The sequence below is a fragment of the Streptomyces sp. NPDC048297 genome (assembly GCF_043201585.1).
Taxonomy (GTDB): Bacteria; Actinomycetota; Actinomycetes; order Streptomycetales; family Streptomycetaceae; genus Streptomyces.
The window spans coordinates 151465-167114 of sequence record NZ_JBICZA010000011.1 but is presented as its reverse complement, the minus strand read 5'-3'; the positions used below and the strand labels follow the sequence as shown (position 1 = coordinate 167114).

At 71.6% G+C, this 15650-nt stretch carries 11 protein-coding genes and 1 pseudogene; 3 read left to right on the top strand and 9 right to left on the bottom strand.

Annotated features, from left to right (window positions below; all coding sequences use genetic code 11):
- Positions 1-82: 82 nt before the first annotated feature.
- The 9 genes from ACGFYV_RS14805 to ACGFYV_RS14765 form a co-directional block, all read right to left on the bottom strand.
- On the bottom strand, positions 83-2884 hold the full coding sequence (locus ACGFYV_RS14805) for a helix-turn-helix transcriptional regulator (protein ID WP_393878759.1): 2802 nt from the start codon (positions 2882-2884) through the stop codon (positions 83-85).
- Positions 2885-3094: 210 nt separating this feature from the next.
- The gene (locus ACGFYV_RS14800; RefSeq protein ID WP_393878758.1) at positions 3095-3814 is read right to left on the bottom strand and encodes an alpha/beta hydrolase; all 720 of its coding nucleotides are present in this window, start codon (positions 3812-3814) and stop codon (positions 3095-3097) included.
- A 44-nt stretch (positions 3815-3858) separates the two neighbouring features.
- Positions 3859-4731 (bottom strand): alpha/beta fold hydrolase, encoded by an 873-nt coding sequence (locus ACGFYV_RS14795; protein WP_393878757.1) that lies wholly within the window; start codon positions 4729-4731, stop codon positions 3859-3861.
- Positions 4732-5133: 402 nt separating this feature from the next.
- Complete coding sequence (locus ACGFYV_RS14790; RefSeq protein ID WP_393878756.1) at positions 5134-6300, bottom strand: VWA domain-containing protein; 1167 nt, start codon at positions 6298-6300, stop codon at positions 5134-5136.
- The gene (locus ACGFYV_RS14785; RefSeq protein ID WP_393878755.1) at positions 6293-7228 is read right to left on the bottom strand and encodes an AAA family ATPase; all 936 of its coding nucleotides are present in this window, start codon (positions 7226-7228) and stop codon (positions 6293-6295) included. The genes ACGFYV_RS14790 and ACGFYV_RS14785 overlap by 8 nt, the downstream gene beginning before the upstream one ends.
- Entirely contained in the window at positions 7221-8183 is a 963-nt protein-coding gene (locus tag ACGFYV_RS14780) for an XdhC family protein (RefSeq protein ID WP_393878754.1), read from the bottom strand. The genes ACGFYV_RS14785 and ACGFYV_RS14780 overlap by 8 nt, the downstream gene beginning before the upstream one ends.
- Positions 8184-8192: 9 nt before the next feature.
- Complete coding sequence (locus tag ACGFYV_RS14775; protein WP_393878753.1) at positions 8193-10565, bottom strand: aerobic carbon-monoxide dehydrogenase large subunit; 2373 nt, start codon at positions 10563-10565, stop codon at positions 8193-8195.
- Positions 10562-11101: a (2Fe-2S)-binding protein gene (locus ACGFYV_RS14770; RefSeq protein WP_393878752.1), complete on the bottom strand. Its 540-nt coding sequence runs from the start codon at positions 11099-11101 to the stop codon at positions 10562-10564. The genes ACGFYV_RS14775 and ACGFYV_RS14770 overlap by 4 nt, the downstream gene beginning before the upstream one ends.
- A gap of 1 nt (position 11102) precedes the next feature.
- Positions 11103-11975 (bottom strand): FAD binding domain-containing protein, encoded by an 873-nt coding sequence (locus tag ACGFYV_RS14765; RefSeq protein ID WP_393878751.1) that lies wholly within the window; start codon positions 11973-11975, stop codon positions 11103-11105.
- A 114-nt stretch (positions 11976-12089) separates the two neighbouring features.
- Between ACGFYV_RS14765 and ACGFYV_RS14760 the strand changes: the two genes are divergently transcribed.
- The 3 genes and pseudogenes from ACGFYV_RS14760 to ACGFYV_RS14750 all read left to right on the top strand — a co-directional run.
- On the top strand, positions 12090-13049 hold the full coding sequence (locus ACGFYV_RS14760; protein ID WP_393878750.1) for a LysR family transcriptional regulator: 960 nt from the start codon (positions 12090-12092) through the stop codon (positions 13047-13049).
- 180 nt (positions 13050-13229) lie between these two features.
- Entirely contained in the window at positions 13230-14078 is an 849-nt protein-coding gene (locus tag ACGFYV_RS14755; protein WP_393878749.1) for a DUF1684 domain-containing protein, read from the top strand.
- A 436-nt stretch (positions 14079-14514) separates the two neighbouring features.
- Positions 14515-15642 (top strand): annotated as a pseudogene (locus ACGFYV_RS14750) (O-acetylhomoserine aminocarboxypropyltransferase/cysteine synthase family protein); the annotation flags it as partial.
- Positions 15643-15650 lie beyond the last annotated feature (8 nt).

Here is a 15650-nt window from a genome sequence, read left to right as displayed (position 1 = left end):
TCATGTGACCAGCGTGAAACCCGCTCCCGCGCACGACTCCCCGGCCACGGGCGCATCTGACAGATGACTGGCGCGGCACCCTTCAGCCGGAACGCCGAGGCTTCTCCTCGATGGCGGACAGCGCGTCTCGCAGTGCCACCCGGGTGGTGATCCCGAGCTTCGGATAGATCTGGTAGAGGTGGAAGCCGATGGTGCGGTGGGACAGGTAGAGCCGTTCCCCGATCTGCTTGTTGGTGAGACCGGAGGCGGCCAGTGTCGCGATCTCCCACTCCTGCGGGGTGAGGAGCGCGTGGGCGGCTTCGCCTTCTCCCCGGGGCAGACTCCGGCCGGCCGCACGCAATTCCGTCGCGGCCCTCTCCGCCCAGAGGGCCGAACCGAGTTCCCGGAACGTGGTGAGCGCTGACGACAGTTGGGTCCGCGCCTCGGCGGTACGGCGAACCCGGCGCAGGAACTCCCCGTGGAGCAGTTCGGCGCGGGCGTGGTCGAAGGGCCAGCGGCGGGCCTCGGGGACCGACAGCGCCATCTTGAAGTGCTGGTCACTCTTTTCAGGATCAGGGTCGGTCAATGCCTCGATCACGGCCACGTGCAGCCGCAGACGTGGAGACAGTTCCGCCATGCTCGAGTTCCGGACCGCGTGAGCGTGTCTGCGTGCCTCGTCGGTACGTCCGGTCCGCATGGCGGCCTCTACCAGATCGAGCGCGCTCCACACGGCAACCTGTATGAACGGGGCGAGTTCTCCGGGTGGGGAGATGAGGCACGCCTGGCGGTACGCCTCCTCGACGTCACCGCTTCCCAATGCGCTCAGCGCCTGCGTCTGGGCGGCCCACAGAACCACCCCGTGGGCGCCACGCGGTGCGGCCCACCGCTTGATCTGATCGGTCAGCTCGCGGTTGGTGTCGGTCTCGCCGCGCAGGGCGGCCATGAACGACTGGATGTAGCGGAAGTACCAGATGTAGAACATGTATCCCTGGTCTTCGCAGACCTTCAGCCCTTCTTCGGCGAGGTCGTCCACTTCCTTCCAGCGGCCCGTGAACAGATATCCGCCGCACAGATGGAACAGGGCGGCGATGTAGCGTCGGCCGGGGCTCTCGCCTCTGCGCCCCTGACGCACCACTCGCCAGGTGACCGCCCGCAGGTCCGGCAACCGGTCGGCGAAGACCGACGCGGTGCCCAGACGGACGATGCGGGACGGATCCGTCTCGTCCGGCACTTCTCGGTGCGCCTGGTCCAGGCGTTCCACCACCTCGCTCCCGGCCCGTGCCGCGTCGCCGAACGTCCGGGAGACCAGCCACAGCAATCCGCAGACGTCGTCGCCGAGTTGATCGATGGACCGGATGAACTGCTCCCAGAGGTCGGCGCGACTGCTGTACCAGGAGAGCAGGTACAAGGTGTGCAGAGCCTCGGAGAGTGCGAACGCGTCGTTCGGCTCCGGAGAAGCCAGGTGGGCCTCTATCGCACCGGCGAGCAGGCCGTGCGCCGTCTCCACATGGCTGTCCGTGTTGATCAGCAGGTGGGCGGTGGCGGCCACGGCCATGAGCGAACGGTGCAGGGTGGCGGGGTCTGCCTGCCGGGCGCTCTCCAGAAGGGCGGAAGCGCTGCGCAGTCCTCCCCCGGCGTCCGCGCCGATGTACGCGGCCTGCGCGAGTCTTCGGCTCCTGTCCTGGGCCAGCGGACTGAGCCGCGCGGCGCGGGAGAGCGCGGCGATGGCGCCCGCCGCGTCTCCGCGGGCCAGGATGCACTGGGCCGCGGCGTCCAACTGCTTGGCGACAGTCTCGTCAGCGGTGACGGTGGCCTCGCCGAGGTGCCAGGCGCGTCGTTCCGGGTGCGCGATCAGGGATTCGGCCAGTTCGCGGTGCGCGTCCCGGCGTTCACCGGACGTCGCTGTCTCCACCACCGCGGACGCGAGCAGCGGATGGGAAAAGGTCAGCCGGTACGACGCGAGGTCGATGGCCACCACACGGGCCCGCTCCGCCGGGCCCAGATCATTCACGAAGGAGGAGCCCACTCCCCCCTCGATCACCGACAGGTCGCCCGTGCCATCGAGGGCGGCCAGCAGCAGCGCCTGCCGGCAGCCAGGCGGGAGTTCCGCGACCCGGACAGCGAACAGGTCCTTCAGGCGCTCGGTGAGCGGCAGGATCGAGGGCATGCCGATCTCCGCCTGTTGCTGCGGGCTGGACAGCACCTCCGGCAGTTCGACCAGCGCCAGCGGATTCCCGCGCGCGACCTCGACGATGCGGCGCCTTACGCTGAAGGCGAGTTGGGGGTGGGCGGCCCGCAGAAGCTCATGGGAGGAATCGTCGGGGAGTGGCTTGAGCACGTACTCGGGCAGGCCGGCGCGTTCGAAGTAGCCGTCGGAGTCCGAGCGGGAGGTGGCGAGGAACCCGATCTTGCTGCCGACGAGGCGGCGCGCCACGAAGCCGAAGACCAGCGCTGTCGCCCGGTCGAGCCAGGGAATGTCGTCCACCACCAGCAGGACCGGCATCTCCTGCGCGACCTGGCGCAGCAGGAGCAAGGTCGCCGTCGACACGAGCAGCCGGTCGGGGGCGTCTCCGGTACCGATACCGGTGGCCACCCGCAGGGCGTCGCGGTGTGCTTCGTCGAGGCATTCCAGGTGCGGCAGGAGGGGGACGAGCAACTGGTTGAGGCCCGAATAGCCGATGTCGGCCTCGAACTGAACGCCTGTCACCCGCAGTACGGTGCAGCCGGTCCCCTGGGCGTCCTGCGCCACCGTGTGCAGCAACGCCGACTTGCCGACACCCGCGTCGCCCGTCATCACCAGCGCGCCACCCGTGACGGAGGTGCCCATCAGGAAGCGGCGAACGAAGTCCAGATCCGCGTCCCGGCCGATCAGCCGCCGCGACAGAGGTGTTGAGGTCGTGCCCATCAGGCCACTCCTAGGTGGGGTGGTTCGCCCAAGAGTACCAACCTCGGGTGCGCTCACATGCCTGTCTCGCGTGCGCACGGCCGCCCGACCTGTGTCCTCTTCGTCCGCCGCCTCACCCTCGGCGTTGCCCCCGGGGCGACTGCGGTGCCGAGCCACGCCGTGAGCCGCTCGAAGGCCGAACGGCTCACGGTGCGGCGGTGCACGGCTTCGTCAGACCTTGCTGAGCGCCTGCTTGATGAATTCGGCGACACGGACGGGCTGGGCGATGAAGGCGGTGTGGGAACCGTCGATCTCGTCGGTGGTCGCGCCCATCCGCTCGGCCATGAAGCGCTGGGCCTCCGGCGCGATGGCGTTGTCGTGCCGGGCGATCTGGTACCAGGACGGGAGGGACTTCCAGCCGGCGCCGGTGACGTCCTCCGTGAAGGCGGCGGCAGCGAGCGGGCGCTGGGTGGCACACATGACCTGCGCCACGTCGACCGGGACATCCGCGCAGAACGTCTCGCGGAACCGTTCCGGATCGATGTAGAGGTCCGGACCGCCCACCGCCCCGGAAGCGTCGTACGACGTCGGCTGTACCGTGCTTGCCAGCAGCGAGGCCGGGAAGGGAGCCCCCACGCTGGCACAGCTCTCGCCCTCGCCGGGCCCGAAGGCCGCCAGGTACACCAGGCCCACGACGTTGTCGAGGCCGACGGACGCCTGCGTGATCACGGCACCGCCGTAGGAGTGGCCGACCAGCACGACCGGCCCGTCGATCGCGCCGGCCACGGCGCTCACCACGGCCGCGTCACTTGCCAGGCCGCGCAGCGGGTTGGGCGGCGCGACGACCTTGTAGCCGGAGGCGGTCAGCTCACCGATGACGCCGGCGAAGCCCGAGGCATCGGCGAACGCCCCGTGCACGAGGACGACGGTGGGCTCAACGGGGTCGGACATACGAGGGCTCCTCGTTCTTCTCTTCCAGTGAATGGACATGCCGGTCAGTGGGCGGTCGCTGTCGCGGCTCGCTCGATGAGGCGGGTGACGGGCCCGGGGTTGGTGAACATCACCAGGTGCGGACCGTGCACCTCGACGGTGTGCGCGCCGGCCCGCTCGGCCATGAACCGCTCAAGGTCCGGGGCGATGGCACGGTCGTCCTTGGCCACCATGTACCAGGACGGAATCGTCTTCCAGGCAGGCGTTCCGGAGGTCTGCGTGGCCGCGTCCACGCTCAGCGGGCGCTGCTCGGCCGCGAACGCGTTCGCCTCGGCGGACGGCAGCTCGTTGTCGAGGAACACGTCGCTGTACTTCGCGGGGTCGATGGTCAGCTCGGTTCCCGTGGTGCCGTCGGGCTTCGGGTAGGTCGTCGGCAGCGTGGGGAGCGCGGGGATGGGGTGGGCCACCTGCTTCTGGAGGAGGCTGCCCAGCGAGTCGCCCTCGTCCGGCGCGAAGGCGGCGATGTACACCAGCGCCTTCACGTTCGGGTTGCCGACGGCGGCGTCGGTGATGACCGCGCCTCCGTAGGAGTGTCCGACCAGGACGATCGGTCCCTTGATCTGCTTCAGGTAGTTCGAGATGTACTCCGCGTCCGGGGTCAGACCGCGCAGCGGGTTCGGCGGGGCCGTCACCGTGTAGCCGGCCTTCTCCAGCCGCTCGACGACCGGGGTCCAACCGGAGGCGTCCGCCCAGGCGCCGTGCACCAGCACCACCGTGGGCTTCGCGGAGGCCACGGTGCCCGCGTGAAGTGTCGTGCCCGCGTGAGCCGCGACGCCCTGATGGACGTCCGCGCTCGCGGTGGGACCGATGGCCAGCACCGCGCCCGTCACCACGGCAGCCGCGCCGGCGATACCCGCGATCCGGGAACTGCGTTTCATCTTGCTCTCCGATCAGTCAGTAATGCCAGCCAATATATGGCGTGATTTTCGCAGGGAGCGGGCATGAGCGCTATCGGTCGGATGACTGGAACGAGTTCGCGCCGAAAGCCAAAAAAGACCGGTAACTTTGTGATTGCGATTATTCAAAGCAGGAGGGACGGAGCGAATCGGCCAGCAAGTCATGCCCATCGCCATGAAATCTCGACCGGACCAGTCACATTACCTGCCATCCCGAGCGACTGTCCCATTGCACGTGCACACGCCTGATTGACCTTCAGGAATGATCCATGAACATGATCGACCACTGCGCACAGCCAATTGACGGCTATAAGCATTTCCCGGCATCGCGGTCGGCACGCGGGTCTCGGTCACGCTCTTCGAGAACGTTCGGGGCGGGCGGGGTCAGCGGCGGCGGCGCGGGGCGGACAGCGCGGCGGTGAAGTCGTCGAGGGCCGCGAGGTTGTGGGCGCTGACGACGGCGTCGCAGTAGGGCAGCGCGGCGGCCATGCCGGCCACGAGCGGGCGGTAACGCGGGTTCGCCGTACGCGGGTTGACCCATACGACGCGGTAGGCGACCCGGGACAGCCGTGCCATGCGGGTGGCGAGGCCGGCGGGCGCGCCGGTGTCCCAGCCGTCGGAGACGATGACGACCACGGCGCCGTGCGCCATGCCGCGCCGGCCGAACCGCTGGTCGAACTCCGCCAGGCAGTCCGCTATCCGGGTGCCCCCGGACCAGTCCGGGGCCGCGCGTCCGGCCCGTGCCAGGGCGTCGTACGGGCCGGAACGCCGCAGGACCGGCGTGAGGCGTGTGAGCCGGGTGGCGAAGGTGAAGACCTCGGCGCGGGTGGCGCGGGCGGCGCAGTAGAGCAGTTGCAGCATCGCGCGGGCGTAGGGCTCCATCGAGCCGGAGATGTCGCAGAGCACGATGAGGTCGCGGGGGCGGGTGCGGGGCACGAAGCGGCGTAGCCGCAGCGGGTAGCCGCCGGTGCGCCGGCTGTCGGAGAGGGTGCGGCGCACGTCGACGCGCGTACCGTGGCGTGCGGTACGGCGCCGGCGGGACGGGCGGGTCGGGGTGCGGAGCACGAGGGCGCGCATCAGCTCGGAGAGCCGAGCCAGTTCCTCGGCGGTGAGGTCCGCGAAGTCGCGGGTGGCGAGACGGTCGAGGGGGCTGGCGGCGAGGGGTACGGGAGCCTCCCGCGGCGGTGCGCCGGGGTCCCGGTCTCGTCCGTCCGCGGTGTCCTCGCGGGCGCCGGGGATGCGGCCGGGAACGGTCTCCGGGAGCGATCGGGCCGGGTCTCCGGGCTGCCCGCGCTGTGCCCCGCGGCCGGCCGGGCCGCCGAACACCTCCTGGAAGACCGCGTCGAACGGTTCGATCTGTTCCGGGCCGGACACCAGGGTGGCGAGCGCGCAGTGCCGTAGCTCGCGTGTCGTCGTCGGTGCCAGCAGGGTGAGCGCGCGGGCGAAGGCGCGGGTACGGTCGGGGCCCACCGCGATCCCCGCGTCGTGCAGGGCGGCGGTGAACGCGGCGGCCAGCTCAGGGAGTTCAGGGAGTTCAAGCAGATCAGGCATCGGAGCCCGCTTCCGCGTCGACCAGTTCCGCCAGTCCGGCCCGGCGCACGGCCTCCAGGTCCTCGGCGTACTTGAGTACGGCCCCCAGGGTGCGGTCGGCGGCGTCGGCGTCGAGAACGGACAGTCCCAGCGTGTGCAGCGCGCCCGCCCAGTCGATCGCCTCGGCGATGCCGGGCGGCTTGGTGAGTTCGTGGCGGGCGCGCAGGCGTGCCACGCCGCGCGCCACGCGCGGGGCCAGCCACGCGGCGGACTCCGGTACCCGTCTGCGGATGATCGCGGCGACGCGTGCGGTGTCCGGGTAGTCGATCCAGTGGTAGAGGCACCGGCGTTTGAGCGCGTCGTGCAGGTCCCGGGTGCGGTTGGAGGTCAGGACGGCCACCGGCGCCACCGCGGCCGTCCGGGTGCCGAGTTCGGGGATGGTGACCGCGGCGTCGGCGAGCAGTTCGAGCAGGAAGGCCTCGAACTCGTCGTCCGCGCGGTCCACTTCGTCGATGAGCAGCACCGCAGGCCGCGGTCCCGGATGGCAGATCGCGGCGAGCAGCGGCCGTGGCAGCAGGTAGTCCTCGGTGAACAGGTCGGCGTCCCGCAGGGGTTCCGCGCGCGACTCGGCCAGCCGGATGGCCAGGAGCTGGCGGGGGTAGTTCCACTCGTAGAGGGCCTCGGCCGAGGACAGTCCCTCGTAGCACTGCAGCCGGATCAGCGGGGTGTCGAGCACGGCGGCGAGCGCGCGGGCCGCCTCGGTCTTGCCGACGCCGGGCTCGCCCTCCAGCAGGATCGGCTGCCGCATGCGCACGGCCAGCAGCAGCGCCGTGGCCAGGGCGTCGTCGGCCAGGTAGCCGAGCGCGTCGAGACGCGAACGCAGGGCGGGGACATCCGGAACGAGGGAGTCGAGAGGATCGAGGGGGCCGAGGGGGCCGAGGTCAGGCATGGTCGTAGCGGGAGAGGTTGTCGGCGAAGGCGTGCCGGCATCCCGGCCCGCAGAAGTACACCCTGGTGCCGGCCCGGTCCAGGCAGAGGGTGTCGGGCGTGATCGCCACGGTCATGCCGCACACCGGATCCACGTCCTCGGTCACGGCCCGCGGCGCGCCGGTGCCGGCTCCGGGCCGCACGCCCCGGACCCTGTCCGGCCGCAGCGCGACGATCTCGGCGTACACCGACAGCGCGATCTCCCCCGGGGTCCGCGCGCCGATGTCCAGACCGGCCGGCGTGTGGACGCGGGCGCGTTGTTCCTCGGTGAGGTCCAGCCCGGCGAGCACCGCCGCGCCGCGCTTCGGACTGGCCACGAGACCGATGTACGGGATCCCGGCGCGTGCGGCCTCGACGAGCACGCTCTCCTCCGCGCGGCCGTGTGTGGCGATGACGACGACGTCCAGGTCGGGCGGCAGCGGCTCCCCGGGCGTGGCCGCCCTGGCGTCGAGGCCGGCCGTGCGGCCGACGTCGAGCAGGGCGCGGGCGATGGGGGCGTGGCCGTAGACGTACGCCAGCGCCGCGGGGAGGTTGGCTTCGAGGAAGATGTCGAGCGTCCCGCCGGACAGGCAGGGGTTGGCCACCGTGACCAGGCCTTCGACGGTCCGCCGAGCGTTCTCGGGGCTCTCGGTGTTCTCGGTGCTCTCGGTGCCGGTGTCCGCGCCGGGCGTGACGGGCGTGATCCTCAGCAGCAGCGACTCGCCGGTCCGCAGCACGCGCAGGCCCTGCAGCTGCACCGTCGTCTCGGCGCAGGTGCCGCCCACGAACCCCTCGACGGTGCCGTCGGGCAGCACCAGTGCGCTGTCCCCGGGCTTGGCGCTCGTGGGCCGTTCCGCGTGGACGACGGTGGCCAGGACGAACGGTGTCCGGCCGTGCCGCAGGACGTCCGCGCGGGTCAGCAGTTCGGGGTTCGTCATCGCGGTGCCTCAGGTGATCGCCAGGTCGGTGCGCAGCGGCCGGCCCTGGGCGGCCCGCCACACCACGGCGGGCGTCAGCGGCATGTCGACATGGCGTACGCCGAGCGGCTTCAGGGCGTCGACCACGGCGTTGACCACGGCGGCGGGCGAGCCGACGGTGGCGGACTCGCCGACGCCCTTGGCGCCGATGGGGTGGTGCGGGGAGGGGGTGACGGTCTCGCCGAGTTCCCAGGAGGGGCATTCGACCGAGGTGGGCAGGAGATAGTCCATGAACGACCCGCCGAGGCAGTTGCCGTCCTCGTCGAAGGCGATCACCTGCATGAGTGCCATGCCGAGGCCGTCGGCGAGTCCCCCGTGCACCTGTCCCTCGACGATCGTGGGGTTGATCCGGTTGCCGCAGTCGTCCACGGCGACGAACCGGCGGATCCGCACCTGTCCGGTGCCCGCGTCCACGTCGGCGACGCAGATGTACGCGCCGAAGGGGAAGGTGAGGTTCGGCGGGTTGTAGACGCAGCTCGCGTCCAGGTGGCCCTCGACGCCCTCGGGCAGTTCCAGGCTGGAGTGCGCGGCGAGCGCGATCTCGGCCATGGTCCGCCCCTGGTCGGGGTCGCCCGTGACGTACCAGCGGCCCTTCTCCCATTCCAGGTCGTCCGGGCTCACTTCGAGCATCGCGGAGGCGACGATCTTCGCGCGTTCGCGCACCTTGCGGGCGACGATCGCGGTCGCGGCTCCGGACACGGGCGTCGAGCGGGATCCGTAGGTGCCGAGCCCGAACGGGGTCTGGTCGGTGTCGCCGTGCACCACCTCGACGTCCTCGGGCGGGATGCCCAGTTCCTCGGCGACGATCTGCGCGAACGTCGTCTCGTGGCCCTGTCCCTGGGTCTGTACGGAGATCCGCAGGACGGCCTTGCCGGTCGGGTGGACCCGCAGCTCGGCGCCGTCGGCCATGCCGAGCCCGAGGATGTCCATGTGCTTGCGGGGGCCCGCGCCGACGGCCTCCGTGAAGAAGCTGACGCCGATGCCCATCAGCTCGCCGCGCTCGCGCCTTTCGGCCTGCTCCCGGCGCAGGTCCTCGTAGTGCGCGATGTCCATCGCCAGTCGCAGGGCGCGCGGGTAGTCGCCGGAGTCGTACTCCCATCCGGTCCGCGTCGTGTACGGGAACTGCCCGGGGCGCAGCAGGTTGCGCATCCGCAGCTCGGCCGGGTCCGTGCCGAGTTCGGCGGCGAGCACGTCGACCATCCGCTCGACCAGGTACACGGCCTCGGTGACGCGGAACGAGCAGGCGTAGGCGACGCCGCCGGGGGCCTTGTCGGTGTAGACGCCGGTCACGGTGCAGTGTGCGGCGGCCAGGTCGTACGAGCCGGTGAAGACGCCGAAGAAGCCGGCCGGGAACTGCGTCGGCTGTGCGGTGGCGTTGAACGCGCCGTGGTCGGCGATGACATGGACGCGCAGGCCGAGGATCTTCCCGTCCTTCGTCGCCGCGATCTCGCCGTGCATGTGGTAGTCGCGGGCGAAGGAGGTGCTCATCAGGTTCTCCGAGCGGTCCTCCACCCACTTCACGGGCTTGCCGGTGACGATCGAGCCGACGACCGCGCACACGTAGCCGGGGTAGATGCCGACCTTGTTGCCGAAGCCGCCCCCGATGTCCGGGGAGATGATGCGGATCTTGTGCTCCGGGATGCCGGCCACCATCGCGTAGATCGTGCGGTGGGCGTGCGGGGCCTGGGTGGTGGACCACACCGTCAGCTTGCCGGTGATGGCGTCCATGTCCGCCACGGTGCCGCAGGTCTCCAGCGGCGCCGGGTGCACCCTCGGGTAGAGCATGTCCTGCTCGACCACGACGTCGGCGCCCGCGAAGACCTCGTCGGTGCGTTCCTTGTCGCCCGCCGACCAGTCGAAGATGTGGTTGTCGCTCTGGTGCTCCTTGTCGTCGCGGATCACCGGCGCGTCCGGGTCGAGCGCCCGGAGCGCGTCGATGACCGGTGGCAGCGGTTCGTACTCCACGTCGATCAGTTCGAGGGCGTCCCGTGCGGCATAGCGGTCCTCGGCGACGACGAAGGCGACCTCCTGGCCCTGGAAGCGCACCTTGTCGGTGGCGAGCACCGCCTGCGTGTCGTACGACAGCGTGGGCATCCAGGCCAGCCCGAGACCGGCCAGGGTCTCCCCGGTGATCACGGCCCTGACCTTCGGGTGCGCCTCGGCGGCGCTGGTGTCGACGGACACGATCCGGGCGTGCGCCAGGGGGCTGCGCAGGATGGCGCCGTGCAGCATTCCGGGCAGCCGTACGTCGTCGACGTAGGTCCCGTGGCCTCGGACGAACCGTGCGTCCTCCTTGCGGGGCATGCGCCCGAAGCCGACCGGCCGTTCCTCGGTGGTCGTCATGCCCGCACCTCCTCCCGGCCGGGCGCCGGCTCGTGGGCGGGCGCCGGTTCGGTGCCCGCGTCGGCGGTGCCCCGCCCGCCGCCGTGCTCGGCGGCCCAGCGGATGGAGCGCACGATGTTCTCGTAACCGGTGCAGCGGCACAGCTGTCCCGAGATGGCCTCGCGGATGTCCTCCTCGGACGGATCCGCGTCGTGGTCCAGGAGCCAGCGGGCGGTCATCATCATGCCCGGCGTGCAGAAGCCGCACTGCAGTCCGTGGCAGGCGATGAATCCCTGCTGCACCGGGTCGAGTTCGGCCCCGTGCGCCAGGCCCTCGACGGTGCGCACCTCGTGACCGTCGGCCATCACCGCGAGGACCGTGCAGGACTTGACCGGCGTCCCGTCCAACCACACCGTGCACACGCCGCAGTTGGAGGTGTCGCAGCCCCAGTGGGTGCCGGTGAGTCCGAGTTCGTCGCGCAGGAAGTGCACGAGGAGCAGCCGGGGCTCCACGTCCCGCGTGTGCTGCTCGCCGTTCACGCTCACGGTGATCCGCATGTCACGCCTCCTGCCCCTGGGCACGTGCGGCGGCGGCGCGCAGCGCCCGCGTGGTCAGCTCGCCGGCCAGGTGCCGCTTGTAGTCGACCGGGCCGCGCTGGTCGGCCGTCGGCCCGCACTCCCTCGCGGCGATCCGTCCCGCCTCGGTGAAGGCCTCGTCGTCCGCTCGTCCGCCGCGCAGGAAGTCCTCGGCCCGCTCGGACACGAACCGCGGGGCACCCAGCGCGGTCAGCCCGATCCCGGCCTCCGTGATCACCCCGCCGGAGATCTCCAGCACCGCTCCCGCGGCGCCGACCGCCCAGTCGCCGACCCGGCGCTCGACCTTGCGGTAGGCGCTGGCGTGCGAGCGGATGGGCACGCGGATCTCCACCAGCAGCTCCGCCTCGTCCAGGGCGGTCTCGTACGGACCGAGGAAGAACTCCCTGATCCCGATGGTGCGCCTGCCGCCGGGGCCCTGGGCGACCAGGGTCGCGCGCAGCGCCGAGAACGCCGCGGACAGGTCCTCCGACGGATCGGCCTGGCACAGCGAGCCGCCCACGGTGCCACGGTTGCGGACGAGCGGATCGGCGATGACCCGTTCCGCGTCCCGCAGGATGGGGAAGTGCTCGCCGACGACCGGCGAGGCGAGCAGCTGCGCGTGCCGGACCATCGCCCCGACGGCCAGGTCGTGCCCGTCCACCCGGATCAGGGCCAGCTCGCCGAGGCCGTTGATGTCGATCAGGGCTTCGGGCTGGGCCAGCCGCAGCTTCATCATGGGCAGCAGGCTGTGTCCGCCCGCCACCACCCGGGCCTCGGGGCCGTACCGGGTGAGCAGCTCGATCGCCTGCTCCAGGCTGGTGGCCCTCTCGTACTGGAACGCGGCCGGAACCTGCATCGGGCCCTCCTGGGATCGCCGTGCCCGTCGCTACAGGGATGCTGCGCTCCCCCGCACCGGCCGGGCAATGGGCGGATAAGCATTCACTTATCGGCGCGAAAGCGGGAAAATCGGATGGTGACCGTCACACAGCTCAGCACCTTCGTGCTGGTCGCGCGGCTCGGTTCGGTGGGCGCCGCGGCACGGGCCCTGGACGTGAGCGAGTCCGCGGTGTCGCAGGCGCTCGCCGCGCTGCGGACCCACTTCGGCGATCCGCTCATCCGGCGCACCGGCGGCGGTGGGATGCGTCTGACGCCCGCCGGGGCGCGGCTGCTGCCGGTCGCGTCACGGATGGTCGCGCTGAGCGCGGACGCCGAGGCCGCGGTGCGGGCGGCACGGGGCGCGCCCGACGAACTGCGGGTCGTCGCCACGAGCACGCTGGCCGAGTTCGTGCTCCCGTCCCTCGTGGAGGCCTTCGCCGCCCGCTCGGGGCGCGGAACCGAGACCTCGTTCGGGGTGGCCTGCGGCAACGACATCCGGGTGCTGGTGGAGAACCGGCTGGCCGACGTCGCGCTCGGGCCGTGCCCTGGCGCCGCCCACAGGGGCGAACTGGTCAGCGAGCCGCTGTTCCGCACCCAGCTGGTCGTGGTGACCGGCGCCAGGTCGCCGAGGCCGCCCGGCGCACCGGCGCAGTGGTCGTGGCTGGTCGACTCCTCCGGGACCGATCCGGACGCGGACTCCGGGCGGCTGCTGCGCCGGCTCGGTGTGACCGAGGGACACGTATGGGTGTTCCCGAACCAGGCCGCGACCTGGGCAGCCGCCGCCGAGGGGGCCGGGGTGGCACCGGCGGTGGCCCATCTGGTGTCGCCCCACGTCCGGCGTGACGAGCTGCGTGTGCTGGAGACCCCGGCCACGCCGTCGGACGCCACGTGGCACGCCACCGTCCTCCAGCCCGGACTGCGTTCCCCGGCCACCGACGCGTTCCTGCACTTCCTGCACACGCCCGCGGCGACCCGCATCATGCGCGCGCCCGGCACGGGCGTCCCGCCCTCACGGTTCCGGCCCCCGGTGTCCGTCACGCTCTGGGGCACGTGAGGGAGCGGGTCTCTGGGGCACGTGAGGGCGCGGGCTCCGCCGTCCGGTGCGCATGACTGACCCGGTGCACGTGGCTGACCTGACCCGGCAGACGTGGCTGACGCCCGGTACACATGACTGACAAGAAGCTGTCACACGCGGAGCGGAATGTGCCTGCGGCGGGCGCCCGTTGTGACGGGCATGACTGTGGAAACAGCACACAACGCGCCCGACGAGCGCAATGCGCGGGATCTCCGGGCCTTCACCGAGAACTGGCTGGACTGGTACCGCGCCCAGGAGGCCAGGCTCGCCGACCCGCACGGATTCCTGGCCGTCACCGGACTGCACTGGCTAGACGACCGGCCGCGGCGCTTCCCCGACGCGCCCGGTGCGTGGCACACCGGCCCCGACGGGGTCGTCGTACGGCTCGACGAGGGAGAGGAACTGGTCGTCGGCGGAGCGCCGGTGCGGGGTGAGCACGGCTTCGGGGTGCTTCCCGAGCGCGGCGGCGTCGACGCGGTCTGGGGAGACGCCGTGATCGAGGTCGCCCGGCGCGGCGGCCACGACATCGTGCGCCCCCGGCACCCGGACGCGCCGCTGCTCACCGCCTTCACCGGCACACCCGCCTTCGCCCCCGACCCGCGCTGGGCCGTGACGGGCAGGTACGTCCCCTTCGACGAGCCGCGGCCGACGACCGTGGGCGCGGCCGTCGAGGGCCTCCAGCACGTGTACGACGCCCCGGGCAAGGTCGAGTTCGAGTTGCTCGGGCGTCAGCTGTCCCTGACCGCGTTCCCCGGGCAGGGTGCCGGCCGGCTGATGGTGCTGTTCACCGACGCGACCTCCGGGGTCGCCACCTATGCCGCCAACCGGGTCCTGACGGTCGAGCCGCCCACCGCCGACGGCACGGTGGTCCTGGACTTCAACCGCGCCGCGAACCTGCCGTGCGCCTACACGGACCTGGCGACCTGCCCGCTGCCACCGGCCGAGAACCGGCTGCCCGTGGCGATCGAGGCGGGCCTGAAGATCCCCCGGGAGCGCGGCGGGTCCTGAACCACTGCCCCGCGCGGTGATCGCTTCTTCGCGCAGAGGGCCGAGGGCCGCGGGCAGAGGGCCGCAGGCCGGTCCTGCCGTCGTGTGTCAGGGAGATGAAATGGCTACGGCGCGCTGGTGCGGTGCCGCGGCCGTGTGGTCTTCTGGCTCCATGACCGTGCTCGTGACCCGCCGCCACGTCGACTACGTGCGTGTCACCACCATGGGTTGTCCTGCCGCGAGTTGAGTCCGCGCTCCGGCTTCTGACCTGTCTCTGACCGGTCCTTTTTCCAGCGCACCGCTTTCCACCGCATCGCGTTCCACCGCACCGCGCTGAACGCCGCCCTCTCACGGGCCCGGCACGCGGCCCCGCGGCACCTTCGCGCATCCGCGCCCACATCCACATCCACGTCACGCACCGCGCGCGTCTCCGCCCTCCGTCAAAGGGAGCACGCCCATGAGCCAGCCCATCGACTCCGTCACCGCCGGCCACACCCCCGAGAACGAATCCTCCGGTCCCGACGCCTCCGCCTGGTCCTTCGAGACCAAGCAGATCCACGCGGGTGCCACACCCGACCCGACGACCGGCGCCCGTGCCACGCCCATCTACCAGACGACGTCGTTCGTGTTCCGGGACACGCGGCACGCCGCCGACCTGTTCGCGCTGGCCGAGCCCGGCAACATCTACACCCGGATCCACAATCCCACCCAGGACGTCTTCGAGCAGCGCGTCGCGGCGCTGGAGGGCGGGGTCGCGGCCGTGGCGCTCTCCTCCGGGCAGGCGGCGGAGACCCTGGCCATCCTGACCCTGGCGGGCTCCGGCGACCACATCGTCTCCAGTACGTCGCTGTACGGCGGCACGTACAACCTGTTCCGGCACACGCTGCCGAGGCTCGGCATCGAGGTGTCGTTCGTGGACGACCCGGACGACCTGGAGGCGTGGCGGGCGGCGATCCGGCCGGACACCAAGGCCCTGTTCGCGGAGACGCTGGGCAACCCCCGTGGCAACGTGCTCGATGTGCGAGGGGTCGCGGACGTGGCGCACGCGGCGGGGGTGCCGCTGATCGTGGACAACACGGTCCCGACTCCCTATCTGCTGCGGCCCGTCGAGCACGGCGCGGACATCGTCGTCCACTCGGCGACCAGGTTCCTTGGCGGGCACGGCACGGCCATCGCGGGTGTGGTCGTCGACGGCGGCACCTTCGACTTCGGGGCGCACCCGGAGCGGTTCCCGGACTTCACCGAGCCCGACCCGAGCTACCACGGACTGCGGTACTGGCCCGCGCTCGGACCGGGTGCGTTCGCCGTCAAGCTCCGTGTGCAGTTGCTCCGCGACCTCGGTCCGGCGCTCTCCCCGCACTCCGCGTTCCTGCTCCTTCAGGGCGTGGAGACGCTCAGCCTGCGCATCGAACGCCATTCGGCCAACGCCCAGGCCCTGGCCCAGTGGCTGGAGCAGCGGGACGAGGTCGCCGCCGTGCACTACCCGGGGCTGGAGACCAGCAGGTGGTACGAGGCGGGGCGGAAGTACCTGCCGCGAGGCGCGGGCGCCGTGGTCTCCTTCGAACTGCGGGACGGAGCCGCCGCGCGCGGCAG